17 protein-coding genes are annotated in these 23,053 nt (G+C 73.6%); 5 read left to right on the top strand and 12 right to left on the bottom strand.

What is annotated here, in order from left to right; translation table 11 throughout:
- The 3 genes from DTL70_RS22495 to DTL70_RS22485 all read right to left on the bottom strand — a co-directional run bounded on the left by DTL70_RS22495 (position 1) and on the right by DTL70_RS22485 (position 2,399).
- Positions 1-351 carry a hypothetical protein gene (locus DTL70_RS22495; RefSeq protein ID WP_114023801.1) on the bottom strand — a complete coding sequence of 117 codons (351 nt, stop codon included), beginning with the start codon at positions 349-351 and terminating at the stop codon, positions 1-3.
- A 211-nt stretch (positions 352-562) separates the two neighbouring features.
- Entirely contained in the window at positions 563-1,066 is a 504-nt protein-coding gene (locus DTL70_RS22490) for a molybdenum cofactor biosynthesis protein MoaE (RefSeq protein WP_425470395.1), read from the bottom strand.
- 232 nt (positions 1,067-1,298) lie between these two features.
- Complete coding sequence (locus tag DTL70_RS22485; RefSeq protein WP_114023800.1) at positions 1,299-2,399, bottom strand: SDR family oxidoreductase; 1,101 nt, start codon at positions 2,397-2,399, stop codon at positions 1,299-1,301.
- Positions 2,400-2,566: 167 nt separating this feature from the next.
- Here DTL70_RS22485 and DTL70_RS22480 point away from each other — a divergent pair, with 167 nt between their 5' ends.
- Positions 2,567-4,153 (top strand): zinc-dependent metalloprotease, encoded by a 1,587-nt coding sequence (locus tag DTL70_RS22480; protein ID WP_114023799.1) that lies wholly within the window; start codon positions 2,567-2,569, stop codon positions 4,151-4,153.
- Positions 4,150-4,728, top strand: a complete 579-nt coding sequence (locus DTL70_RS22475; protein WP_181861038.1) for an NUDIX hydrolase — start codon at positions 4,150-4,152, stop codon at positions 4,726-4,728. Before DTL70_RS22480 ends, DTL70_RS22475 begins: the two co-directional genes overlap by 4 nt.
- Positions 4,729-4,806: 78 nt before the next feature.
- Here the strand turns inward: DTL70_RS22475 and DTL70_RS22470 are convergent, their stop codons facing one another.
- Positions 4,807-5,382: a M48 metallopeptidase family protein gene (locus DTL70_RS22470; RefSeq protein ID WP_114023798.1), complete on the bottom strand. Its 576-nt coding sequence runs from the start codon at positions 5,380-5,382 to the stop codon at positions 4,807-4,809.
- A gap of 269 nt (positions 5,383-5,651) precedes the next feature.
- Here DTL70_RS22470 and DTL70_RS22465 point away from each other — a divergent pair, with 269 nt between their 5' ends.
- Together DTL70_RS22465 and DTL70_RS22460 are read left to right on the top strand one after the other, a co-directional pair.
- Positions 5,652-6,752, top strand: coding sequence for a ThiF family adenylyltransferase (locus DTL70_RS22465; protein WP_114023797.1), 1,101 nt, complete (start codon positions 5,652-5,654; stop codon positions 6,750-6,752).
- Between the two features lie 53 nt (positions 6,753-6,805).
- Positions 6,806-8,413: an ABC1 kinase family protein gene (locus DTL70_RS22460; RefSeq protein ID WP_245979549.1), complete on the top strand. Its 1,608-nt coding sequence runs from the start codon at positions 6,806-6,808 to the stop codon at positions 8,411-8,413.
- A 230-nt stretch (positions 8,414-8,643) separates the two neighbouring features.
- Here DTL70_RS22460 and DTL70_RS22455 read toward each other — a convergent pair whose 3' ends face one another.
- The 4 genes from DTL70_RS22455 to DTL70_RS22440 all read right to left on the bottom strand — a co-directional run bounded on the left by DTL70_RS22455 (position 8,644) and on the right by DTL70_RS22440 (position 12,274).
- Positions 8,644-9,003, bottom strand: coding sequence for a hypothetical protein (locus tag DTL70_RS22455; RefSeq protein ID WP_114023796.1), 360 nt, complete (start codon positions 9,001-9,003; stop codon positions 8,644-8,646).
- Positions 9,000-9,368 carry a WhiB family transcriptional regulator gene (locus DTL70_RS22450; protein ID WP_114014415.1) on the bottom strand — a complete coding sequence of 123 codons (369 nt, stop codon included), beginning with the start codon at positions 9,366-9,368 and terminating at the stop codon, positions 9,000-9,002. Before DTL70_RS22450 ends, DTL70_RS22455 begins: the two co-directional genes overlap by 4 nt.
- 132 nt (positions 9,369-9,500) lie before the next feature.
- Positions 9,501-9,767 carry a hypothetical protein gene (locus DTL70_RS22445; protein WP_425470406.1) on the bottom strand — a complete coding sequence of 89 codons (267 nt, stop codon included), beginning with the start codon at positions 9,765-9,767 and terminating at the stop codon, positions 9,501-9,503.
- Positions 9,768-10,075: 308 nt separating this feature from the next.
- Positions 10,076-12,274, bottom strand: a complete 2,199-nt coding sequence (locus DTL70_RS22440) for an ATP-dependent DNA helicase UvrD2 (protein ID WP_181861037.1) — start codon at positions 12,272-12,274, stop codon at positions 10,076-10,078.
- Positions 12,275-12,428: 154 nt separating this feature from the next.
- Here DTL70_RS22440 and DTL70_RS22435 point away from each other — a divergent pair, with 154 nt between their 5' ends.
- Positions 12,429-12,671 (top strand): mycoredoxin, encoded by a 243-nt coding sequence (locus DTL70_RS22435; RefSeq protein ID WP_114014418.1) that lies wholly within the window; start codon positions 12,429-12,431, stop codon positions 12,669-12,671.
- Between the two features lie 136 nt (positions 12,672-12,807).
- Here DTL70_RS22435 and nudC read toward each other — a convergent pair whose 3' ends face one another.
- The 4 genes from nudC to DTL70_RS22415 form a co-directional block, all read right to left on the bottom strand.
- Positions 12,808-13,719 (bottom strand): NAD(+) diphosphatase, encoded by a 912-nt coding sequence (nudC, locus tag DTL70_RS22430; RefSeq protein ID WP_114024235.1) that lies wholly within the window; start codon positions 13,717-13,719, stop codon positions 12,808-12,810.
- 266 nt (positions 13,720-13,985) lie between these two features.
- Positions 13,986-15,395: a dipeptidase gene (locus DTL70_RS22425; RefSeq protein WP_114023794.1), complete on the bottom strand. Its 1,410-nt coding sequence runs from the start codon at positions 15,393-15,395 to the stop codon at positions 13,986-13,988.
- Between the two features lie 28 nt (positions 15,396-15,423).
- Complete coding sequence (locus DTL70_RS22420) at positions 15,424-19,122, bottom strand: ATP-dependent helicase (RefSeq protein ID WP_114023793.1); 3,699 nt, start codon at positions 19,120-19,122, stop codon at positions 15,424-15,426.
- Between the two features lie 281 nt (positions 19,123-19,403).
- Entirely contained in the window at positions 19,404-23,027 is a 3,624-nt protein-coding gene (locus tag DTL70_RS22415; RefSeq protein ID WP_114023792.1) for an ATP-dependent helicase, read from the bottom strand.
- Positions 23,028-23,053: the final 26 nt, after the last annotated feature.

The following is a 23,053-nucleotide window of genomic DNA, read 5'->3' as shown; positions in this document are numbered from 1 at the left end:
TCACCCGGCGCCCCGGGCCGGTCCGTCCGGGGACGCGTGGCCGACCGCCCCGGCGGAGGCCAACTCGGCCGCCGCCGGGCCCCGCGAGGCCCGCTCACCGGCCTGTGATCCCGCACCGCCGCGCCCGTGGTGCGCGTCTTCGGCTCCGAAGACCTGCCCGTCCCGGCCCTCCGGCCGCCGGCAGGCGGCACCGTCCGTTCCGGACCGCTCCATGGCGGCGCGGAAGCGCTCGTACCCGGCGACTCCCACGGCATCGGGTGTCTTGGCGCGGCGCCGTCCGGCCCAGCTTCCCCACAGGCTGGCGGCGACAGCGGCGACGACCGGAATCAGCAACCAGGCGAGAGCCGCCATCGGAACCTCCCGACCCCTCGAACGCGCCTTCCGGGCACGCGACCCGGCGGCCGGCAGACCGGCCGATGAGCAGATTAACCGTCGGTTCCTCAACGGTCCGGCCCCGGTGCCGGTTACGCAACCGGAGCCGCGTGCGGGCCATCAGTGCGCCCGGGTCCACCGAACGGACCCGGCAAGGCACCCCACCGGGGGGGGAAGGTGCCGCAGGGGGTCAGGCGCCGACCCACTCCTCCGTGCCGTCGGAGAACGTCTGGTGCTTCCAGATCGGCACCTCGTGCTTGAGATCGTCGATGAGCTTCCGGCAGGCGTCGAACGCCTCGGCGCGGTGCGGACAGGAGACCGCCACCACCACGGCCAGGTCCCCCACCACCAGGTCGCCGACCCGGTGCACGGCTGCCAGGGCGCGCACCGGGTGGTCGGCCACGACCTTCTCGGCGACCCGGCGCAGCTCGGCCTCGGCGCTGGGGTGCGAGGAGTAGCCCAGACGGGCGACGTCGTTCCCGCCGTCGTGGTCGCGGACGGTGCCGACGAAGAGCGCCGTCCCGCCCGCCGCGTGGTCGCCGACCGCGGCGAAGACCTCGTCCACGGACAGTGGTGTCTCGCGGACCGCCAGCAGCCGGACGGGGTCCTCGGCGCCCTGCTCGCCGGGGTGGTCGGGGTGCTTCCCCCGGTCGCCACTGCCGGCCGCGTCGTACGTCTGTGCCATGCCGGTCATGCTGCCCTACCCGCCGCCGATCCGGAACACCCGACCTGCCGCGCGCGGTGCTCCGTGCGGCGGCCGCGCACGGAGGACCGCGCCCGACGCGAGGGACGTACCGGGCACTCGACGGGCACAGCCCTCGGCACTCGCCGGTGTGACGTACCGAAGCGCACAGGCCACAGCGCCCGCCCGTGGAACGCACCCCCGAAGGACTCCCGGCGGCGAGGCGGACGTACCGCCGCTCCGCTCACAGCCCACGGCGCTTGCGCGCCCTCCGGACCAGGGCGGCGGTGCCGATCAGGGCCACCGTGGCGCCGGCCGCGCCGGCCGCCGTCGCCGCCTCCGTGCGGCCGAGGCGCCGTCCCGCGACCGTGTGCCTGCCCGCCACCTCCTCCAGGAGCTCGGCGAGCACGTCCTCGTTCGTCCACCGGGGCCGCCAGCCCGCGTCGTGGAGCCTGCTGCCGCTGACGACCCAGGGATACATGGTGTAGGCGAGGTCGGCCGCCGGTGAGGGCGTCAGGCCGAGCCGGTGCAGCCGGGAAGCGGCCCCCAGGGCGACGCTGGAAGGCAGCTCCATGCGGCGCATGCCCGTCAGCTGCTCGATCTCCTCCTGCTCCAGCCAGCCGTCGCAGCCGACCGCGACCTCACCCTCGACCCTCTCCAGCGCCGCGTACTCGAGCGCGGTGACCAGGTCGTCGACGTGGCAGAACTGCCAGCAGGGCCGCGATCCGGCGACCACCAGCAGCCGCGGCGATTCGAAATGCCGGGTCAGCGTGGTGTCCGTACCGGCGCCCACCAGCACCGCAGGGCGCACCACGGTGACGTTCAGCCCCGGGTGGGCACGGGGAGCCCGCCTGGCCAGCCGTTCGATCTCCAGCAGGTCGCCCATGCCGGTGGCGTCGGCTGTCGCCCTCAGCTCCGCCTCTTCCGACAGCGGTACGTCGTTGTCCTGGAGCGCTCCGTAGACCATCGCCGAGGTGCACAGAACGACGCGACGGACGCCCGCCGCCGCGGCCGCGGTCAGCACCGTCTGGGTGCCGCGCACGTTGTAGGCGGTACGGGCGGCCGAGTCCGTCTCCAGGCCGAGATCGAGTGCGAGGTGGACGACGACGTCCACCGGGTCGCCGTCCCCGCGCAGCCGGTCGGCGATCGCCGGATCGCGCACGTCCAGCGTGTGCCACTGGGCCTCGCTCACCTCGCCCCGGCGCTCGTCCAGGGCGATAACCTGCTTGATCTCCTCGGAGGCCGCGAGCCGCTCGGTGAGCAGCGCGCCGACCCCCGCGGCAGCGCCGGTGACGGCGACGGTCGGGGTTCGCGCTGCGCGAACGTGGGACTCGGAGGAACTCACCGGGCGTCTCCAGTGGTTGTTTCTGGTACGAGGTGCGCAGGCTCCATCCTGCCTGACTGGTGTCTAGGCTGGGGGCAGAGCTCGCAGATCGCACCCAGGACATGCGCGACACGCAGACCGTCCCGGAACCACAAGAACCGTCCGACGAGACAGAGCCGAGGAAACCCGTGAGTGACACCCCATTCGGATTCGGCGTACCTCCCGAGGAGCCCGAGGACGGGGACGACGGCAAGAAGAAGCCGGAGGGCGGCCAGCAGCCGGGCGGCGGCACGCCCAACCCGTTCGGTTTCGGCGGCGGCCCCGGCTCCGGCGGAGCCGACAACCCACTCGCTGCGATGTTCGGCTCGCTGGGCGGCGGCCAGCAGGGCCAGTTCGACCCGAGCGACCTGGGAGCGGCCTTCCAGAAGCTGGGCCAGATGCTCTCCTACGAGGGCGGCCCGGTGAACTGGGACATGGCCAAGGACATCGCCCGCCAGACCGTCGCCGCGGGCGCGCAGGACGGCTCGAAGGACTCCTCCGTCGGCCCGCAGGACCGCGCGGCCGTCGAGGAGGCGGTACGACTGGCCGACCTGTGGCTGGACGGCGTCACCTCGCTGCCGTCCGGCTCCGGAACGGCGGTCGCCTGGAGCCGCGCCGAGTGGGTCGAGTCCACCCTCCCGGTCTGGAAGGACCTGGTCGACCCCGTCGCCGAGCGCGTCGGCGCCGCCATGGGCAGCGTGCTGCCAGAGGAGATGCAGGCCATGGCCGGGCCGCTGCTCGGCATGATGCGCTCCATGGGCGGCGCCATGTTCGGCACCCAGATCGGGCAGGCCCTCGGCGTACTCGCGGGCGAGGTCGTCGGCTCCACCGACGTCGGCCTGCCCCTGGGCCCGGCGGGCAAGGCCGCCCTGCTGCCGGTCAACATCCAGGCCTTCGGCAAGGGCCTGGGCATCCCGCAGGAGGAGGTGCGGCTCTACCTCGCGCTGCGGGAGGCGGCCCACCAGCGGCTGTTCGCCCACGTGCCGTGGCTGCGCTCGCACCTCTTCGGCGCCGTGGAGGGGTACGCGCGGGGCATCAAGGTGGACACGGCCAAGCTCGAGGACGTCGTCGGCCAGCTCGACCCGCAGCGCCCCGAGGAGCTGCAGGAGGCACTGCAGCAGGGCATGTTCCAGCCCGAGGACAGCCCCGAGCAGAAGGCCGCGCTCGCCCGGCTGGAGACCGCGCTGGCGCTCGTGGAGGGCTGGGTGGACGCGGTCGTGCACACGGCCGCCGAACCGCACCTCCCGTCGGCCTCGGCCCTGCGCGAGACGCTGCGCAGGCGGCGCGCCTCCGGTGGCCCCGCCGAGCAGACGTTCGCCACGCTGATCGGCCTGGAGCTGCGCCCCCGACGGCTGCGCGACGCCTCCCGACTGTGGGCCTCGCTGGCCGACGCGCGCGGCTCCGAGGGGCGCGACGCCCTGTGGGAGCACCCGGACATGCTGCCCACCGCAGCCGACCTGGACGACCCGGACGCCTTCGTGCACCGCGAGCAGCCGGACTTCTCCGAGCTCGACCGCATCCTCGGCGCCGCGGCCGCGGGGACCGGCACCGACAGCACCGACACTGCGGATGGCGGCTCCGAAACGGCGGAAGAGGGCAAGGGCCCGCGCCGCGGCGAGGCGGACGGCAAGGACGAGGGCGACTCCCCGGGCGGCTCGGGACGCGGTTCCGAGGGCGGTTCCGAAGGTCGCTCCGAGGGCGGTTCCGAGGGCGGAGAGGACGAGGGCAAGCGGTGAGCGCGGCGCCTGACGCTCTCCGCGCCGACGCGGAGCAGGTACTGACCAGGTGGCGCGGTCTCGACGGTGACAGCGAGCAGGAGCAGCTGCGCCAGGACTACCTGCGCCACCTGGCCACGCACCCGGACGGCATGTGGAAGGCGTGCTCCGCCGGGCACCTGACGGCCAGCGCCCTGGTCGTCGAGCCGGACGGCGGCAGAGTGCTGCTGACCCTGCATCGCAAGTTGCGCATGTGGCTCCAGATGGGCGGCCACTGCGAACCCGAGGACGCCACGCTCGCCGACGCCGCGCTGCGGGAGGCCACGGAGGAGTCCGGGATCACGGGCCTGACGCTGCTGCCCGGCGGCCCCCTCAGACTCGACAGGCACCACACTCCGTGCGCCTGGCACCTGGATGTCCAGTACGCGGCCCTGGCCCCCGCGGGAGCTGTGGAGTCGATCAGCGACGAGTCACTGGAGCTTCGCTGGGTCGGCCTCGACGAGGTCGCCGAGGTGGCCGACGAGTCCGTGGTGCGGCTCGCCCGGCAGACGGCCGCGGCCCTCCGTTCCGCCCAGCATCCGAACTCGCACGTGTGAGACGGAGAGCAGCTGGGTGACGGGCCGGCTGCCAGATCCGAAACAGGCCCCGCCCCACTCCCCCTCCCGCCGGCACGGTCAGGTGACGCCCTCTTCCTCGCCCCCGGCGAGGGGCAGATGCGGCAGCCGCTCCGCCGCAGCGACGCCCTCCAGATATCCACGCGCCCGCTCGGTGCGCGGATACGCCTCCAACAGCCGCCAGAAACGCCGGCCGTGCCCGGGGACGAGCAGATGCGACAGCTCGTGGAGGAGTACGTAGTCGAGGACGTACTCGGGCATGCCCTGGAGCCGGTGGGAGAGGCGGATACTGCCCTCGGCCGGGGTGCACGACCCCCAGCGGGTGTTCTGATTGGTCACCCAGCGCACCGTGGAGGGGCAGGCGTGCCCGTCCAGATACTGCGCGGACAGTTGCGCCGCGCGCCGGGCCAGATCGCCGTCGTCCAGCATCCGCCGGCTCTCCTGCGCCGCGAGCTTGTCGAGCATCACGCCGACCCAGCGTTTCTCCTCGTCGGCCGTCATGCGGGCCGGAAGGAGCACGACCGTGCGGTCTCCCTCCCGGTAGGCGGAGACCGTACGGCGACGGCGCGCGCTGCGGCGCACCTCGACCGCGCTCGGGCTGGTGCGGCTGGTGCTGTTCAGCGGGTCGACGGGCACGCCTCGACGTTACCCGCTGACGACGGAGGAAGTCAGCGCCCCGTATTTGTACGACTAACACGGGCGCCTGTGGATAACTCAGCGCACCGATCCGGCGGTCGGCTGCATGCTGTCGGGGTCGGTCGACGAAAGTGATCGACACCGCCGAACGACGACGGGGCCCTGGGCTGCCCTGCCCGCACGCCCCGCCCCGTCTCGTTCAGCTCCGTTCCCTCTCATCCCGTCCTGTCTTGTTTCGTCCCATTTCGTTCCGACTTCGAGGAGTCAGCATGCATCCGATGATCAAACCCGCTCTGCGCCGCGGCTGGCGCGACAGGGAGACGGTGCAGTACGGCGTGGCACCCGCGCACGCCGTCCTCCTGGGGCCGATGAGCGACGCCACAGCCGCCTTCATGGAGTTGATGGACGGCACCCGCAGCATGGAGCGCCTCCAGCAGGAGGCCCACAGGCTCGGGCTCGCGCCCCAAACCCCCGGCAAGCTGACCGAACGACTCGCCTCGGCGGGGGTGCTGGACGACGCGACAGCCGACCGCGCCGCCTCCGCGAGCGTCACCGACCGGTTACGGCCCGACCTCGCCTCCCTGTCCGTGGTCCACCGCGAGCCCGGCGGCGCGGTCCGCCGTCTCGCCGCCCGCCGCGAGGCCCGCGTCCAGGTACGGGGAGCGGGCCGCGTGGGAGCCGCCGTGGCGGCCACACTGGCGGCGGCCGGAGTAGGCCAGGTCGACGTCGTGGACGGCGGAGTGGTCGAGGAGTGGGACACGGCACCGGGCGGACTCCCGGCGGACCAGGTGGGAACGCGTCGCGATGTGGCAGCACGCGGCGCGGTGCGGGAGTCGCGCGCCTGGAAGAGCACCGCGCGAGGAGGCATCGACCTGGTGGTGATCGCGCCCCGCGACGGGCTGGACGCCTACGCCCCGGACCCGGAGATCGCCGAGCGGTTCCTGTCCGCACGGACCCCACATGTGTACGGCGGTGTGGTGGAGGCCACCGGCGTGGTCGGGCCACTGGTGCTGCCAGGATCCTCGCCCTGCTCGGACTGCATGACGCGCGCCAGGGCCGAGCGGGAGCCGAGCTGGCCGATGCTGGTGGGCCAGTGGCGGACGGCGAGCAGGCGGCGCACGGGGGTCCCCGCCTGCGACACCGCGCTGGCCACGATGGTCGCCGGGGCCACGGCCTCCTACGCCCTCGGCTATCTCGACGGCGACGGCGCGTGCGCGGTGGGATATCGCCTGCGCTTCGCTCTGCCCCACCTGTTGCCGGCCACGGAAGAGTTCACCGCGCATCCCGAGTGTCCATGCGGTGCCGCTTCCGTGAGCGCCCCACCCGCGGGCTCCGCGAACGGCCACCCGCACGCGACAATGACGGGGTAGCCGTCGTCCTCGGTGCCGTCTCGATCGAGCTGTCAGTGGAGTTGGAGGGGCGCATGACTGATCTTCCCCGCAAGGCGGTGACACGTACGGCCAAACTGGCCGCCCTGCCGTTGGGTTTCGCGGGCCGCTCCGCCTGGGGGCTGGGCAAGCGCCTCGGCGGCCTCTCCGCCGACCTGGTCGGCCAGGAGCTGCAACAGCGCACCGCCGAGCAGCTGTTCAAGGTGCTCGGAGAGCTGAAGGGGGGCGCGATGAAGTTCGGCCAAGCGCTCTCGGTCTTCGAGTCCGCGCTCCCCGACGAGCTGGCCGGCCCCTACCGCGCCACGCTGACCCGCCTCCAAGAAGCCGCCCCGCCCATGCCCGCCGCCACGGTGCACGCGATCCTGGCGGAGCGGCTGGGAGAACAGTGGCGGGAGCAGTTCGCCGAGTTCGACGACAAACCCGCGGCAGCCGCCTCCATCGGCCAGGTGCACCGCGCCGTCTGGCACGACGGACGCGACGTCGCGGTGAAGGTGCAGTACCCGGGCGCGGGCGAGGCCCTGGCCTCCGACCTCGCCCAACTCGGACGCTTCGCACGCCTGCTGGGCCCCCTCATCCCCGGCATGGACATCAAACCGCTCATCACCGAGATGCACGAGCGGGTGACCGAGGAGCTGGACTACGGTCTCGAGGCGGAGGCCCAGCACACCTACGCCCAGGAGTTCACGGACGATCCGGACGTGGTCGTACCCGACGTCGTCCACCAGGGCGAGCGGGTCCTGGTGACCGAGTGGCTGTCGGGCACACCGCTCTCCGAGGTGATATCCGGCGGCAGCCAGGAAGAGCGCGACCGTGCCGGACAACTGCTGAGCCGCTTCCTCTTCTCCGGGACCATGCGTACCGGGCTGCTGCACGCCGACCCGCATCCGGGCAACTTCCGGCTGGTGACCGGCGGCAGCACCGCGCCCGAGGAGTGGCGGCTCGGAGTGATGGACTTCGGCACCGTGGACCGGCTGCCCGAAGGGCTCCCGCCGACCATCGGCACCGTGCTGCGGCTGATACTCGACGGCGACGCCGAGACCGCCTACGAGCTGCTGCGCGAGGAAGGGTTCGTCAAAGAGCGGATCGCGCTGGACCCCGAAGAAATACGGGACTACCTGACGCCCATCATCGAGCCCGCCAACGCCCCCGAGTTCACCTTCGACCGCGAGTGGATGCGGGGGCAGGCGGCCCGGATAGCCGACCCGCGCTCGCCCGCCCACCAGCTGGGCCGGCAGCTCAACCTGCCCCCCTCCTACCTGCTCATCCACCGGGTGACGTTGAGCACCATCGGCGTGCTGTGCCAACTGGGCGCCACGGTGCGGATGCGCGACGACATGGCGACCTGGGTCCCCGGCTTCGCCCCCACCGACCAGCCACCCCCGCCCACACGCCCCACCGAAACCGCCGCGCACGCGGAGACGGCGGAGACCGCCGAGCAGGCGGAGACGGCGGATTCCACCGGAACCGCGGAGGTGCTGGATACCGCGAAGGCGACGGGGACAATCGAGCCCGTCGAGCCCATCGAGCCCGTCGAGCCCATCGAGCCCGTCGAGCCCGCCAAACCCACCAAGCCCACCAAGCCCACCAAGTCCGTCGAGCCCGTCGATCCCGATGAAGCGGAGCCGTCCGAAGCCGCATCGTGAGCACCGGCGACGGGCCCCACTCCCAGGGCCGGCTACTCGGAGGCCGCCTCTCATGGGGCCGAGTCACCGCGGCAGCCACGTCGGTCGCGCAGACGCCCCCTCGCACGGGCGCGCCCACCACACAGGCGCGCCCCTCGCGCAGGTGCGCCCCTCTCGCTTGAGGCTTGCCCGCAACGGCGAAGAGCCGGGGCGAAAGCCCCGGCTCTTCCCACAGAGGGGTCGACGCGTGGTCACTGCATGACGGCCATGGCCAGCGCACGCCGCGCCTTGAGGGTGGCCCGTTCGGCCCGGCGCTGGAGGCGGCGGGCGGTCCGCAGCCGCAGCGCCCGCCGCTCCGAATCCGCCTCCCTCAGCCTGTCGTGTATGTGCACCCTCGCCAGGCTTTCTGGCATGAGTTGCATGTCGCGGTTCCTGTCCTGACGCACGAGCGTCGCATCGGAGTGGGAGTGGGCGGTGATCTCGCGAGTGGATGTCATCGTCGGATCCTGCTTCGTGAGGTGGCGCATACGGGGGTCCAGCGCCGACGGGTTGTCGATCGTTCCGGCAGCCGCCGTGCGGCGGGCGGCCGAGCCGTGACGGTGGGAGCTCATGCCGTCACCGGATTCTTACGCGGACGCCCCCGCGGCCGCTTGCGCGGAACGACGACGCCCTGGACGAACAGCTCGCCGCCCCAGACACCCCAGGGCTCGCGGCGGTCCTTGGCGCCGGCGAGGCAGGCCTCACGCAGCGGGCAGGTCTGGCAGAGGGACTTCGCGTACTCGACGTCGGCCGGCGACTCGGCGAAGAAGACCTCCGGGTCGTAGGAGCGGCAGGGTACGTCGACGCCGAGACGGTCGATCGCGTCGTCGAGCTCGGTGAGCGTGAACAGCGGGGCGTTCAAGGAGTCCTCCGTGGTGGCATCAGGCGGCAGAGAAGGCGCGGGGCGCAACGGGTTGGGGTGCGTCTCGGTGTGCACTGTCGGTTCTTCCTGTCTGTCGTGTGTCTGTTGTTGGTCGGTCCGGCTGGTGGCCGGTCGGGGCAAACAGAAGGGCCGCGGATCCCGGTGTGGGTTCCGCGGCCCTGGAAGGTGCCGACCTGATCTCGCCGATCAGGCTGGATCTCTCCAGGGATCGAGCCCACGGAAGGCCCACATCGTGTAGCGCTGCGTCTTCTGGCGTCCCTCGCCGGCACCGTCGGCCGCGAAGCCACTGGCGAAGGGCACTGCTGCCCGTGCCGGTGCTGCTACCTCGGGTGCCTGGGTCGGTCGCTCATTGCCGCCCAGCGCGACACCGGACACACCGGTGCCGTGGAGGCGGGAGCCGAGCAGGCAGGCGCGAACGACCGAGTGATCAGTCAGTTTGATCTGCGTCTTCATCGTGGCCACTGGTCTCGCCTCCTCTCGGCGTCTCGGGGACCGGCCGCGAGGCCGATCCGTAGTTGTTCAGGACTGAGTAGAGCATGGAAGGGACGAGACGAAAAGGCCCGCCCTCTCCATGTCCGGAAGGCTATGAGGCTCCGCACGGCGGGCGCAAACTATTTTTCGCGGCTTTCTGTCACAGCTTCTGTGACAGAGAAACAGGCCCACCGCGCGGTGGCTCTTCGGTCCGTTCCGCTTCGCTCGGCCTTCTCCCTCTCCCTCCCCCTTGCCCACCCACCACTGCCGCCTCCTTGCGTGACAGCTCCCTACGTCTCCTTCTCCTCCGTCTTCGGGAGCTCCTCGCCCGCGCACAGGGCCAGGACGTCGGCGCCGTACTGCTGGAGCTTGCGCGCGCGGACGCCGGAGATCCGGGCGAGGGCCGCCTCGTCGCCGGGGACGGTCTCGGCGATGGCCAGCAGCGTCTTGTCGGTGAAGACGCAGTAGTCGGGCTGGCCCAGCAGCGCGGCCTGGCCAGCCCGCCACTGGTGCAGGCGTTCGTAGAGCACCTCGTCGAGCTCCGAGGGGCAGTCCTCGCAGCGCATCAGCTTCACCTCGCCCGGGTCGGTGAGCGAGCGTCCGCACACCCGGCACCGCGCCGGAGCACGGCGCACCCGCGAGCGCGTGCCGGGGACCCGGTACGGGCCGGAGCCGCCCTCCACGCTGCCGGTCGCGGTGCCCGCGCGCGAGGCCGCTCCCGCTCCGCCGCGCCGGAGCCCCTTCAAAAAGCGGCTCGGCTGTCTGCCGGGGCGGCCTCCCGGGGAGCGGGCCAGGGCCCAGGAGAGGGTGAGGATGCGGCGGGCGCGGGTGATCCCGACGTAGAGCAGGCGGCGTTCCTCTTCTATCTGCTCGTCGGTCCTGGCGTAGGTGAGGGGGAGCATGCCGTCGGTGAGGCCGACGAGGAAGACCGCGTCCCACTCCAGGCCCTTGGCCGCATGGAGGGAGGCGAGGGTGACGCCCTCGACCGTGGGGGCGTGCTGGGCCCTGGCCCGTTCGTCCAGCTCGGTGACGAGGTCGGAGAGCGTCACCTGGGGGCGGGCCGCGGCGAAGTCCGTCGCCAGGCGCACCAGGGCCGCCAGCGACTCCCAGCGGTCCCGCACGGCGCCGGAGCCTGCCGGGGCCTGCGGCGACCAGCCCTTGGTACCGAGGACGGCGCGCACCTGGGAGGGGAGGTCGACCGCGTCGTCCAGCAGCGCGTCGTTCCCGCCCGCGCGGGCGGCGCCGCGCAGCACCACGAACGCTTCGCGGACCTCGGGGCGCTCGAAGAAGCGTTCGGCGCCGCGCAGCTGGCAGGGGACCCCGACGTCGGCGAGGGCCTGCTCGTAGACCTCGGACTGGGCGTTGATGCGGTAGAGGACGGCGATCTCGCTGGCCGGTACGCCCGAGGCGATCAGGTCGCGGATGCGGCGGGCGGTGCCCTCGGCCTCGCCGGGCTCGTCGGCGTACTCGGCGTGGACCGGTTCTGGGCCCGCCTCGCGCTGGGAGACGAGTTCGAGCCGGTGTTCGGCCGCCCGCCCGGAGGCCTGGGTCAGCAGGCCGTTGGCGAGGTGCACCACCTGGGGGGTGGAGCGGTAGTCGCGGACGAGCTTGACCACGGTGGCGTTCGCATGGCGGGTGCGGAAGTCGAGAAGGTGGTCGGCGGTGGCGCCGGTGAAGGAGTAGATCGTCTGGCTGGCGTCGCCGACGACGCACAGACTCTCCCGCTCGCCGACCCACAGCTCCAGGAGGCGCTGCTGGAGGGGGCTGACGTCCTGGTACTCGTCGACGACGAAGTGCTGGTACTGGCCGCGGACGGTTTCGGCGATGTCCGCACGGTCTTCGAGTACGGCGACGGTCAGCAGCAGGACGTCCTCGAAGTCGATCACGGAGCGCTCGCGCTTGAGCTGTTCGTACAGGGCGTAGATGCGGCCGGTCTCGGCAGGGTCGCGGGGGGCCTGGCGGCCTGCCTTGGCGGCGGCGGCCGGGTAGTCCTCGGGGACGGTCTGGGTGACCTTGGACCATTCGATCTCACTGGTGACGTCCCGCAGCTCGTTGCGGTCGAGCCGCAGGCGGCAGCGGGTGGCGGCCTCGGCGACGAGGGCGGCCTTCCGTTCGAGGAGCTGCGGCAGCTCGCCGCCCACCGCGCGGGGCCAGAAGAACTGCAGTTGGCGCAGCGCCGCGGAGTGGAAGGTGCGGGCCTGCACGCCGTGGGCGCCCAGAGCGCGCAGCCGTCCGCGCATCTCTCCGGCGGCGCGCTGGGTGAAGGCGACGGCCAGCACGCTCGCGGGGGGCAGGATGCCGGCGCGCACGCCGTAGGCGATGCGGTGGGTGATGGCGCGGGTCTTGCCCGTGCCCGCACCGGCCAGCACGCACACCGGACCGTGCAGGGCGGTCGCCACCTCGCGCTGCTCGGGGTCGAGGCCCTCGAGCACCGCGTCGGGAGAGTCGGGTGCCTGTGGGAAGAGCGGGGAGTCCGTTGCTGCTGTCACCCCGCCATGCTGCCAGGGGACGGGGTGGGGAGGAGGCGGCTGTCCACAGGGTGGGGGTGTTAGTCGTACGAATGAGGTTCGGGGGTCCGGGGAATGGCCGGGTACCGTCGCGCGTTCACCGAAGGCACCGAACGAGACGAAGGAGCACTGGACAATGGCGGGCACTGTGACGATGTACAGCACCACCTGGTGCGGCTACTGCCGCCGGCTGAAGGGCCAGATGGAGCGCGAGGGGATCGCGTACACGGAGGTCAACATCGAGCAGGACCCGGAGTCGGCGGCCTTCGTGGAGAAGGCGAACGGCGGCAACCAGACCGTTCCCACTGTGCTGTTCCCTGACGGTTCGACGCTGACCAACCCGTCGCTGGCGCAGGTGAAGGAGAAGGTCGGGGCCTAAGACCCGGTTCTTCGCGGCCTTGTGGGACGGTTCGAGTCCCGATCTTCGCGGCCCCGCAGGGCGGCCGGTCCGGCAGGACCGAGGCCGCCCGGCGGGGCCGTCGTGATACCGGGAGAGGGCGGCGGAGGTGTCGCCTTCAGCTGTGGTGGCGGGGCTGCGGCAGAGGCTGGCCGTACCAGCGTTCGACCAGGCGGGCCGCGATGGAGATGCCCGAGGGGGGAAGCACCTCGCCGGACTCGATGGCGTCCCGCAGGTCGTCGCGGGAGAACCAGCGCGCCTCTTCGATCTCGTCGCCGTCCACCTGGATGTCGGAGCGGGTGGCGCGCGCCATGAAGCCGAGCATCAGGCTGGAGGGGAAGGGCCAGGGCTGACTTCCGACGTAGGCGACGGGGCCGACGGCCACGCCCGCCTCCTCGGCGACCTCGCGGCGTACGGCGGCTTCGAGGGACTCCCCCGGTTCGACGAAGCCCGCCAGGGTGGAGAACCTGCCTTCCGGCCAGTGGACCTGGCGACCCAGCAGGGCGCGGTCCTGCTCGTCGGTGACGAGCATGATCACGGCCGGGTCGGTGCGCGGATAGTGCTCGGCACCGCAGGCGGAGCAGCGGCGGATGTGTCCCGCGGCGGCGATGCCGGTGCGCTCGCCGCAGCGGGAGCAGAAGCGGTGGGTGCGCTGCCAGTTCTCCAGGCCGACGGCGTGGGTCATCAGTTCGCTGTCGCGGTCGGAGAGCAGCACGCCCGCCTCGCGGAGCCCGGCGGGCCGCGCGATGTCGTCCATACGTCCGGGCAGGGTGTCCTTCTGGAGCGCGAAGTAGCGCACCCCCTCCTCGTCCGTGCCCAGGAAGTAGCGGTGGGCCTCGGTGAAGGGCGCGTCGAAGGAGGGCATCGTGACGAGTTCGGTGGTGCCGTCCTCCTTGTCCTCGATCAGGGCCTGGCCGCCGGAGACCACGAAAACGCGGGTGGTGGGGTGGCTCCAGGCCGCTGCGAGCCAGGCCTCGTCCAGACGGTGGTGGGAGGCGCGGTCGATACCGCCCGTGGCGGTGAGGCTGATCGGCCGCTCCGCGTCGGGCGCGGCGGGCGCCGAGCCGGTGGCGTGGTCCGCGGGGCGTGTGGCGGCATCGCCGGTGGAGCGTTCCGGGCGGTCCGGGCGGTCGATCGAGGTCGAGGTGGTCACTGTGTGTTTCCTACTCCCCCAGGTGTCGGGGCCTCCCTGCCCGGTGGCGGGTCAGGGGACGGGTCGGTGCGTGGTGGTGAGGCGGCCCGGGCGTGCCCGCGCGGGGCACCCGGTGGCTCACGGGAGGGGCGGCCGGCCCGGTCTCAGCCCGCGCCCCAGTGTGCCGCCAGGTCGTCCCACAGATAGGCGGCCGTCTCCGCGCCTTTGAACAGGAGGTCGAGTTCGACCTTCTCGTCGGGCGCGTGCCAGCCGTCCGAAGGGACGGAGATTCCGAGGAAGAGCACCGGGACCCCCAGGGCGTCCTGAAGGTCGGCTGCCGGCCCCGAACCGCCCTCTCTGGTGAAGCGGACCCGCTGCCCGAAGGCGCGGCTCATGGCGCGGGTGAGGGAGCGCAGCGCGGGATGGTCGAGCGGGGTGAGACAGGGGCGGGTGGCGCCGAAAAAGGTGATCTCGTGCTCGATACCGGCCGGCACCCGGTCGGCGACCCACTCGCGCAGCGTCTGCTGGATCTTCTCCTCGTCCTGTCCCGCGACCGTGCGGAAGGAGAGCTTCAGTTGTGCGTGGGCGGGCACGATGGTCTTGCCGCCGGGGCCCTGGTAGCCGCCTCCGATGCCGTTGACCTCGGCGGTGGGGCGGGCCCACACCCTCTCCAGGGTGCTGTAGCCGTGCTCGCCCAGTGTCGCGTGGGAGTGGGCGGTGCGGACCCAGGCGTCCTCGTCGAAGGGCAGTTCGGCGAAGAGGGTGCGCTCCTCGTCGGTGAGAGGAATGACGCCGTCGTAGAACCCGGGCAGTGTCACCCTGCGGTCCTCGTCGTGCAGTGCTGCCGCCAGCCGGGCCGCTTCGGTGGCCGGGTTGGGGACGGCGCCGCCGAAGGAGCCCGAGTGGATGTCCTGGTCGGGGCCGCGCAGGTCGATCTGGCAGTCGGTGAGGCCGCGCATCCCGGTGCAGACGGTGGGGGTGTTCTCGTCCCACATGCCGGTGTCGGAGACGACGACGGCGTCGCAGGCCAGGCGTGCGGCGTGGGCGCGCAGCAGAGCGGGGAAGTGCGGCGATCCCGACTCCTCCTCGCCCTCGATCAGCAGTTTGAGGCCGACCGCCGGAGCGGTGCGGCCCGTGGCGGCCAGGTGCGCGCGGACACCCAGGGTGTGGAAGAACACCTGCCCCTTGTCGTCGGCGGCGCCGCGCCCGTAGAGGCGTCCCTGCCGCTCCTGGGGCTCGAACGGTTCGCTGTGCCAGCCGTCGGCGACGGCGGCGGGCTGCACGTCGTGGTGGCCGTAGACCAGCACCGTCGGTGCGGCCGGGTCGGCGGCGGGCCACTCGGCGAAGACGGCGGGCGCCCCGTCGGTCTCCCACACCTCAACGACGGGGAAACCGGTGGCGCGCAGTGCGGCAGCGAGCCAGTCGGCGCTGCGCCGCACCTCGTCCGCACAACCCGGATCGGCCGAAACGGAGGGAATGCGCAGCCACGCCGACAGGTCGGCGAGGAAGGCGGAACGCTGGTCGTCGATGAAGGCCCGGACGGCGTTGTCCGGAGGAGCCGGGGTGGTGCTCATGCCATCGAGCCTAACGGTCGTCGGGGGATTACTCGTCAGCCGAACGGTGGCCGCCACCCGGCTCCGCGGTGCCGCCACCGGTGCCGCTGCCGGCCTGCCCGGAAGAGTCCGCCTCGTCCTGTGTTCCGGTGCCGCCCGCGCTGCTCGTACTGACGCTGCCGCCCGTGCTGCTCGTACTAGCGGTGCCGTCCGTGCCGTCCGTGCCGTCCGTGCCGTCCGTGCTCCCGGTCAGGAGTCTTTCCAGACCGGCCCGGTCGGGCAGCCCCTCGGGGCGGACGAGTTCACCACTGCGCACGTACAAGAATCCCGCACTGACGGAGGACAGCGGGACACCGTGCTGCTCGGCCCACGCCAGCCGGTAGACGGCCAGCTGGAGGGGGTCGGCGTCCTGACCGCGCCCGGTCTTCCAGTCCACGATGTCGAACGTCACACCGCCGTCGGCCGCACGGTCGCGGTAGACGGCGTCGATACGGCCGCGGATGACGCGTCCGGCCAGCATCAGCTGGAACGGTGCCTCGACGCGGTAGGGGGAGCGGCGGGCGTAGGGGGAGCGTTCGAAGGCCTCCTTCAGCGCGGCCAGGTCCCGCTCGTCCGCGATGGACGGGGGCTCACCGCCGTCCGGGCCCTCCCCCTCCGCGCCCGGCAGCTCGTCGGGACCGAGCATGGGCAGGGTCAGCTCCTCGAAGCGGGACTCCACCCAGGCGTGGAACCGGGTACCGCGGCGGGCGGCGGCGGGCCGCGGCGGGCGCGGCATGGGGCGGGCGAGTTCCCGTGCGAAACCCTCCGGGTCGGCGGCCACACGCAGCAGTTGGGTGGCGCTCAGCGTACGCGGCAGGGGCACGTCCCGTACCGCTGCCCGCGAGCGGCGCAGCTCGCCCGTGAGAGCTTCCAGATCGCGGTCCCACGCCGCGGCCAGACGCGCCTCTTCCGGGGTGAGGCCACCGGCACCGAGGCCGTCGGCACCGCTGCCGCCGGCCACGTCATCCGCCCCCGGCTCTCGCCCGGTCTCCCTTGCGGTGTCCCTCTCGCGCTCCCCTGCAGGCTCCTTTTCGAGCTCCCTCTCAGCCTCCCTGTCGGGCTCCCCCGCAGAGTCCCTTCCCTGCTCCCCCGCAGACTCCCTGTCGGGCTCCCCCGCAGACTCCCTTTCGCGCTCCCTTTCGACGCCGAGTCGTTCCGCCCCGGCTTCCGTTCCGCTCGCCCTTCGGACATCCGTCGCTGCCCCGTCGGCGGGTGCGCCCTGGAGATAGGACAGGACCGCGTCGGCGGCCGCCCGGCGGCGTGCCAGAGCGGTCGGGTCCAGCGGCAGGGGCCAGGCACGCTCCTCGGCGGACTCCTCCAGCGCGGGATTGACCGCGTCCTCCTCCGGCGGGTCCGCCCAGTGCTCGACCTCACCGTGTGCGGGGTCGGCCTCGCAATGGGCGCGCAGGGCCTCCAAAAAGGCGGACGGTCCGCGGGGACGCTTCTGTGCCGGACCCCACCAGTGTCCCGAACCGAGCAGCAGGCTGCGGGGACGGGTGAAGGTGACGTAACCGAGACGGAGCTCCTCGGTGGCCTGGTGGGCCCGCAGCGCGTTCTCGTGCTCCTTGAGGCTCTTGGCGTTCCACTCGGGGGCCTGCGGCAGGGTGGCCGCGTCGCCGCGCAGCGCGTACGGCAGCACCTTGGGCTGGCTGAGCCAGGTCTCGCGGGCCTGCTCGCTGGGGAACTGCTTGGCGACCAGCCCCGGTACGGCGACCACGTCCCACTCCAGGCCCTTGGACTTGTGCGCGGTCAGCACCTTGACCGTGTCCTCGCCGCCCGGCAGGGAACTGTCGAGGCCCTTCTCGTACTGCACGGCGGTGCGCAGGAAGGCCAGAAAGGCCAGCAGGGTCGCCTCGCCGTCCAGGGAGGCGAACCCGGCGGCGATGTCGAGGAACCGGCCGAGGGTCTCGCGTCGCCGCGCGGCGACCGCCTGCGGGGAGGCGGCCAACTCCACCTCGAGTCCGGTGGCGGCCAGCACCCGGTGGAGGACGTCCATGAGCGGGTCGGCCAGGGAGCGGCGCAGCTCGCGCAGCTCGGCGGCCAGCCTGGCGAAGCGCACCCGGGCCTCGGCGGAGAACGGCAGTTCGTCGTCGTGTCCCTCGCTCTCCAGGAAGGTGTCGAGGGCGTCGGCCAGCGAGCGCACCTCGGCGGGGTCGGCGCCCTCCACGGCGGCGGCGAGCCGCTCGTCGGGGTCGGCGTCGGCCCCGCCGCGCTGGTGGGCGACCAGCAGCGCGGCGCGGCGGCCGAGCAGCGCCAGATCGCGGGGGCCTATGCGCCAGCGCGGGCCGGTCAGCAGCCGGACGAGCGCCGCGTTGGAGGTGGGGTCCTGGAGGACCTCGCAGACGGCCACCAGGTCGGCGATCTCGGGCAGGTGCAGCAGCCCTGAGAGGCCCACCACCTCGACGGGGAGCTCCCGCTCGGCCAGCGCGCCCTGGATCTGCGCGAAGTCGCCCGCGCCGCGGCACAGCACGGCGATCTCGCCCGGCGGGGTGCCGGTGCGCACCAGGTGGGCCAGGGAGTCGGCCAGCCAGTCGATCTCCTGGGCCTGCGTGTCCAGCAGCGCCGCCCGCACTCGGCCCGCCCCGGCCGCGTCGGGGGCGGGGCGCAGCGCCTCCACCCCTGCGTGCCGCTCCCGCAGCGGCGCGGCCAGGCCGTTGGCGAGGGTGAGCAGGCGGCCGCCGCTGCGGCGGTTCTCGCTCAGCGACTGGCGTCGGGCCGGGCTGCCGTCGGCGTGCGGGAAGTGCCGGGGGAAGTCGTCCAGGTTGGCGACGGAGGCCCCGCGCCAGCCGTAGATGGCCTGGCAGGGGTCGCCGACGGCCGTGACGGGGTGGCCGGTGCCCTGCCCGAACAGTCCTGCCAGCATGACGCGCTGCGCGACGGAGGTGTCCTGGTACTCGTCCAGCAGGACGACGGAATACTGCTCGCGCAGTGCCCGCCCGACGTCCGGGAGCCCGGCGAGGCGGGCGGCGAGGGCGATCTGGTCACCGAAGTCGATCCGTTCGCGTTCCCGCTTGCGCGAACGGTAGGTCTCCACCAGGTCCAGCAGTTCCTCGCGGGCGCGGGTGGCCTGCGGGACCTTGCGGAGCTTGTCGTTGGTCAGCCGGGCGCCCTCCAGCGAGGTGAGGAGTTCCGCGTCGTGATCGCGGGCCCGCTCCGGGGTGACCAGGTGTTCGCTCAGTTCGGCGTCGAGCGCCAGCACGTCCTCGACGAGAGCGGGAACGGACTTGGTGAGCGCCTCGTAGGGGCCCTCGGCGGCGCGCAGCACGCCCGCCGCGAGCTGAAAGCGGGTGGCGTCGGCCAGCAGCCGCACGGACGGCTCGATACTCAGGCGCAGCCCGTGCTCGCTCAGCAGCCGCCCCGCGAAGGCGTGGTAGGTGGAGATCTGCGGCTCCCCGGCCTCCGCGCTGCCGGGGACGGCCGGGTCGGGATCGGTGACGCCCGCCCTGTGCAGGGCCTTGCGGACGCGGTCGGCCAGCTCCCCGGCCGCCTTGTTGGTGAAGGTCAGGCCGAGTACGCGGTCGGGGGCGACCTGGCCCGTGCCCACCAGCCAGACGACGCGGGCGGCCATGACGGTCGTCTTGCCCGAGCCCGCACCGGCGACGATGACCTGCGGGGCGGGCGGTGCGGTGATGCAGGCCGTCTGCTCCGGGGTGAACGGGATACCCAGCAGCTCGGCGAGCTGTCCGGGGTCGTTGAGTGGTGCGGGCACTCCTCAGACGCTAGCGGGCGCGGCTGACAGCCGAGCCGGGGCGGGGTCATGGCCCCACCCCGGCCGGACCGCCGCCCCCGTCGGCAGGACACCGATCCCGGCTGCTCGCGACCGCTTGTCCGACCGCGCCGGCCTGCCTGGCCGGTGCCGCCTTCCCCGACCGCGGCCGGCCCGCCTGGCCGGGGCCGTCTGCGACCCCGCGGACCGCTGCGGGCCGCCGGCCGTCCGGTGCCCCGCAGACCGCTGCGGGCCGCCGGACGTCCGGTGCACGACCGGTCGGGTCACTCCACGATCTGACGGCCCTCCGGGCGGGCCGAACACGCGGAGCGGAACGCACAGTGGGCGCAGTGCTGCCCCGGGGTCGGGGTGAAGCGTTCGTCCAGCACGCGGGCGGCGGCCGTGGCCAGCAGATCCCCCACCCAGTCGCCACCGGAGTCACCGGAGCCGCCCTGTGGGGCGTCGGGGCCGGAGCTTCCAGGAGCGCCCTCGGGGACCGGGGCACCGTCGGAGGCCGGGGCGCCGTCGGGCCCGTCCGGGGCGTCGTCGGGGCCGCTCTCCGGCTCCTGGCGCTGCACCACGGGCAGGGTCTCGCCGCCGTCACGCTTGGCGGCTCCGATGCGCAGGTGCACCAGTTCGGCTCCGCCGGGTTCGGGCCGCCGCCCGTCGAACAGCGCGTCCGCCGCGCCTTCCCGTACGGCGAGCTGGTAGACGGCGAGCTGGGGATGGCGCTCGACCTCGGGGCCTGTGGGGCGGGCGCGGCCCGTCTTGAAATCGACGACGTAGGCGCGGCCCTGGGCGTCCCGCTCGACCCTGTCCATGCTGCCCCGGATGCGGACGGCGTGCTCGCCCGCCCGCAACGTCACCTCGAAACCGTGTTCGCTTCCGGCGGGCTCGCGGCCCTCGCCGCGCTCCATGACGTGCCAGCGCAGGAACCGCTCCAGCGCGGCCCGCGCGCTCTCCTTCTCCTGCCGCGACTTCCACGGCGCCTCGAAGGCGAGCCCGTCCCACACCGCGTCCAACCGCTCCATCAGCACGGACAGGTCGGCGGGACTGCTGCCCGAGGCGACCTCGTCCGCCAGGACGTGCACCACGTTGCCGAAGCCCTGGGCGGCCGTCGCCGGCTCGTCGGCCTTCACCTCGCGGGTGAGGAACCACTGCAGCGAACAGGTGCGCTCCAACTGCTCCAGCGCGCTGCCCGACAGCGCCACCGGCTGGTCGCGGTCGCGCAGCGGTACGTCGGAGCGGGTCGGCTCGGCCAGCCCCCACCAGCGCTGCGGGTGGGCCGCGGGGACCAGCGCGTAGCCCTCCTCGTCACGCTCCCCCGCGAGCCGGGCCAGCCTGCGCGCCGCCGCGTCCCGCAGCGCCGGCGAGGCCTGCGGGTCGACGGTGGTGGCGCGCAGCTCCGCGACCAGCGCGGGCACCGACAGCGGCCGGCGCGGGCGTCCCGCCACCTGCCGGGGCTCGACCCCCAGTTCGGCGAGGAACCGCGAGGGCTGGTCGCCGTCCTCCGCCTGGGCGCGGACGGCCGTCACCACCAGGCGCCGCGAGGCACGGGTGGCCGCGACGTAGAAGAGCCTGCGCTCCTCGGCCAGCAGCGCTCCGGCGGACAGCGGTTCGGCGAGCCCGTCGCGGCCGATGCGGTCGGCCTCCAGCAGGGAGCCGCGCCGCCGCAGATCGGGCCACAGCCCCTCCTGCACCCCCGCGACGACGACCAGCGGCCACTCCCGTCCCTTGGCGCGGTGCGCCGTCAGCAGCCGTACGGCGTCCGGGCGTACCGCGCGCTGGACGAGGGTGTCGGCGGCGATGTCCTGGGCCTCCAGTTCCGCGAGGAAGTTGAGGGCGCCCCGGCCGCCACCGCGCTCCTCCGCGCGGGCCGCCACCGCGAAAAGGGTGCAGACCGCGTCCAAGTCGCGGTCCGCGTGGCGCCCGCCTGTGCCGCCCCGGCGCGCGGCCCGCTCCAGCCGGTCGGGCCACCCGGTGCCGGTCCACAGCGTCCACAGCGCCTCCTCGGCCGTGCCGCCCCCGTCGAGCAGTTCGCGGGTCTTGCGCAGCAGCAGCCCGAGGCTGTGCGCGCCCTCGACGGAGCGGCCCCCTGGCGCCGCCGAGGCCGCCAGGGACTGCGGCGTGTGGGCGACCAGCCGTTCGGGCTCGGCGAGCGCTTCGGCCAGCAGCACGTCGGAGGGGCGCGGCACCCTGGCGCCCGCCGCGCGCTCCTCCTCACGCAGCGACCGGCCCAGGCGGCGCAGATCGGCCGCGTCCATCCCGCCCAGCGGAGAGGACAGCAGCGTCAGTGCGGTGTCGGTGGTGAGCGAGGCGCGCTCTTCGAGCGCTCCCTCGGCCGCGACCCGCAGCGCGGTCAGCAGCGGGGCGATGGCCGGCTCGTGGCGCAGCGGCACGTCGTCACCGTCCACGTCGACGGGCACCCCGGCCGAGACCAGGGCGCGCCGCACCACGGGCAGGGAGCGTCCGCCCGCGCGCACCAGCACGGCCATCTCGTCCCAGGGCACGCCCTCCTCCAGGTGCGCACGGCGCAGCACATCGGCGATGTGCTCCAGTTCAGCGCCGGCCGTGGGGTAGGTGAACACCTCGACCCGGCCGGCGGCGGCCGGGCGCGCTCCCGCCCGCTCGGGCAAGGCCCGCTCATGGGCGGGCCGCTCACGCGCGGCCCGTCCTGAGGGGGACCCGCCCTCGGGGAGAGATTCCCGCTCGGGAGGGGACGGCTGCTCGTCGGTGCTGCCGGGCCGCCGGTCCGCTGGACGGGGGGAAGGGACGCCGGGAGCGGGCGCCGGGGCGAGCGCACGGTGGGCGCGGACCGCTTCGGCGGGCAGCCGGGTCAGCGGCATACGCTCGGTCAGCCGGCGGGTGGCGGCCGACAGCGGGGGCGCGAAACGGTGCGCCGTGCGCAGCACCCGTACGGGCGCGGGGTCGCCGGAGGGCTGCCGGAAGGCGTCGGGGAAGTCCAGGATGCCGTTCACGTCCGCGCCGCGGAACGCGTAGATCGACTGGTCGGGATCGCCGAACGCCACCAGCGTGCGGGCCCCGCCGCCCGCCAGCGCGCGCAGCAGACGCGCCTGGGCGGGGTCGGTGTCCTGGTACTCGTCGACGTAGATCGCGTCGTAGGCACCGTCGAGCCAGGAGGCGGCCTCGTCACGCTCGGTGAGCAGCGCGGCCCGGTGCACCAGCTCCGCGTAGTCGAGGACGCCCTGCGCGTCGAGCACGTCAAGGTACTCGGCGAAGAAGCCGGCCGCGGCCCGCCAGTCGGGGCGCCCGGCCCGCCGCGCGAAGGCCTCCAGCGCCGCCGGGCCCAGCCCCAGCTCCCTGCTGCGGGCCAGCACGGCCCGCACCTCGTCGGCGAAACCGCGAGTGGTCAGGCAGGCACGCAGCTCGTCCGGCCAGCGCACCGTCGCCCGCCCCCGCCGCTCCAGCGCGATCTGGCCCTCCAGCAGCTCGCGGATGTGCAGATCCTGCTCCGGGCCTGTCAGCAGGCGCAGCGGCTCGGCGAACAGATCGGCCTCCTGGTGGGCGCGGACCAGCGCGTAGCAGTAGGAGTGGAAGGTGGTGGCCTGCGGCGCGGTCAGGGCACCGGCGTCCGCCGCGCGGGACAGCCGGGCCGTCATCCGGTCGCGCAGCTCCACGGCGGCCTTGCGGCTGAAGGTGAGCACCAGGACGCGCTCGGGATCGGCGCCCTCGCACACACGGCGGGCGACCGCCTCGACCAACGTGGTGGTCTTGCCGGTTCCGGGACCCGCCAGGACGAGGAGGGGGCCGCCCCTGTGGTCAACCACGGCGCGTTGTGCCGCGTCAGACGCAGGGAGATCGACAGGTCCCGCCGGGGTGCGCACCAGCCGGTACGCGCCGGGCCCGCGGGACCGCTGATGCGCCTCGGCAGTAAGGGAGGGACTCACGTGGATCGCCTAGGGGGAGGTCTGTG

The organism is Streptomyces diacarni (genome assembly GCF_003323715.1).
In the GTDB taxonomy this organism is placed as follows: Bacteria; Actinomycetota; Actinomycetes; order Streptomycetales; family Streptomycetaceae; genus Streptomyces; species Streptomyces diacarni.
The sequence above is the reverse complement of the archived record's forward strand: the minus strand, read 5'-3'. Positions and strand labels throughout refer to the sequence as shown.

Excerpts from the sequence above, each read along its gene's own strand:
- DTL70_RS22435 (WP_114014418.1), top strand. The coding sequence starts at position 12,429 with ATGGCGGGCACTGTGACGATGTACAGCACCACCTGGTGCGGCTACTGC.
- DTL70_RS22445 (WP_425470406.1), bottom strand. The coding sequence starts at position 9,767 with ATGAAGACGCAGATCAAACTGACTGATCACTCGGTCGTTCGCGCCTGC.
- DTL70_RS22455 (WP_114023796.1), bottom strand. The coding sequence starts at position 9,003 with ATGAGCTCCCACCGTCACGGCTCGGCCGCCCGCCGCACGGCGGCTGCC.
- DTL70_RS22490 (WP_425470395.1), bottom strand. The coding sequence starts at position 1,066 with ATGACCGGCATGGCACAGACGTACGACGCGGCCGGCAGTGGCGACCGG.
- DTL70_RS22495 (WP_114023801.1), bottom strand. The coding sequence starts at position 351 with ATGGCGGCTCTCGCCTGGTTGCTGATTCCGGTCGTCGCCGCTGTCGCC.
- DTL70_RS22465 (WP_114023797.1), top strand. The coding sequence starts at position 5,652 with ATGCATCCGATGATCAAACCCGCTCTGCGCCGCGGCTGGCGCGACAGG.
- DTL70_RS22460 (WP_245979549.1), top strand. The coding sequence starts at position 6,806 with ATGACTGATCTTCCCCGCAAGGCGGTGACACGTACGGCCAAACTGGCC.
- DTL70_RS22425 (WP_114023794.1), bottom strand. The coding sequence starts at position 15,395 with ATGAGCACCACCCCGGCTCCTCCGGACAACGCCGTCCGGGCCTTCATC.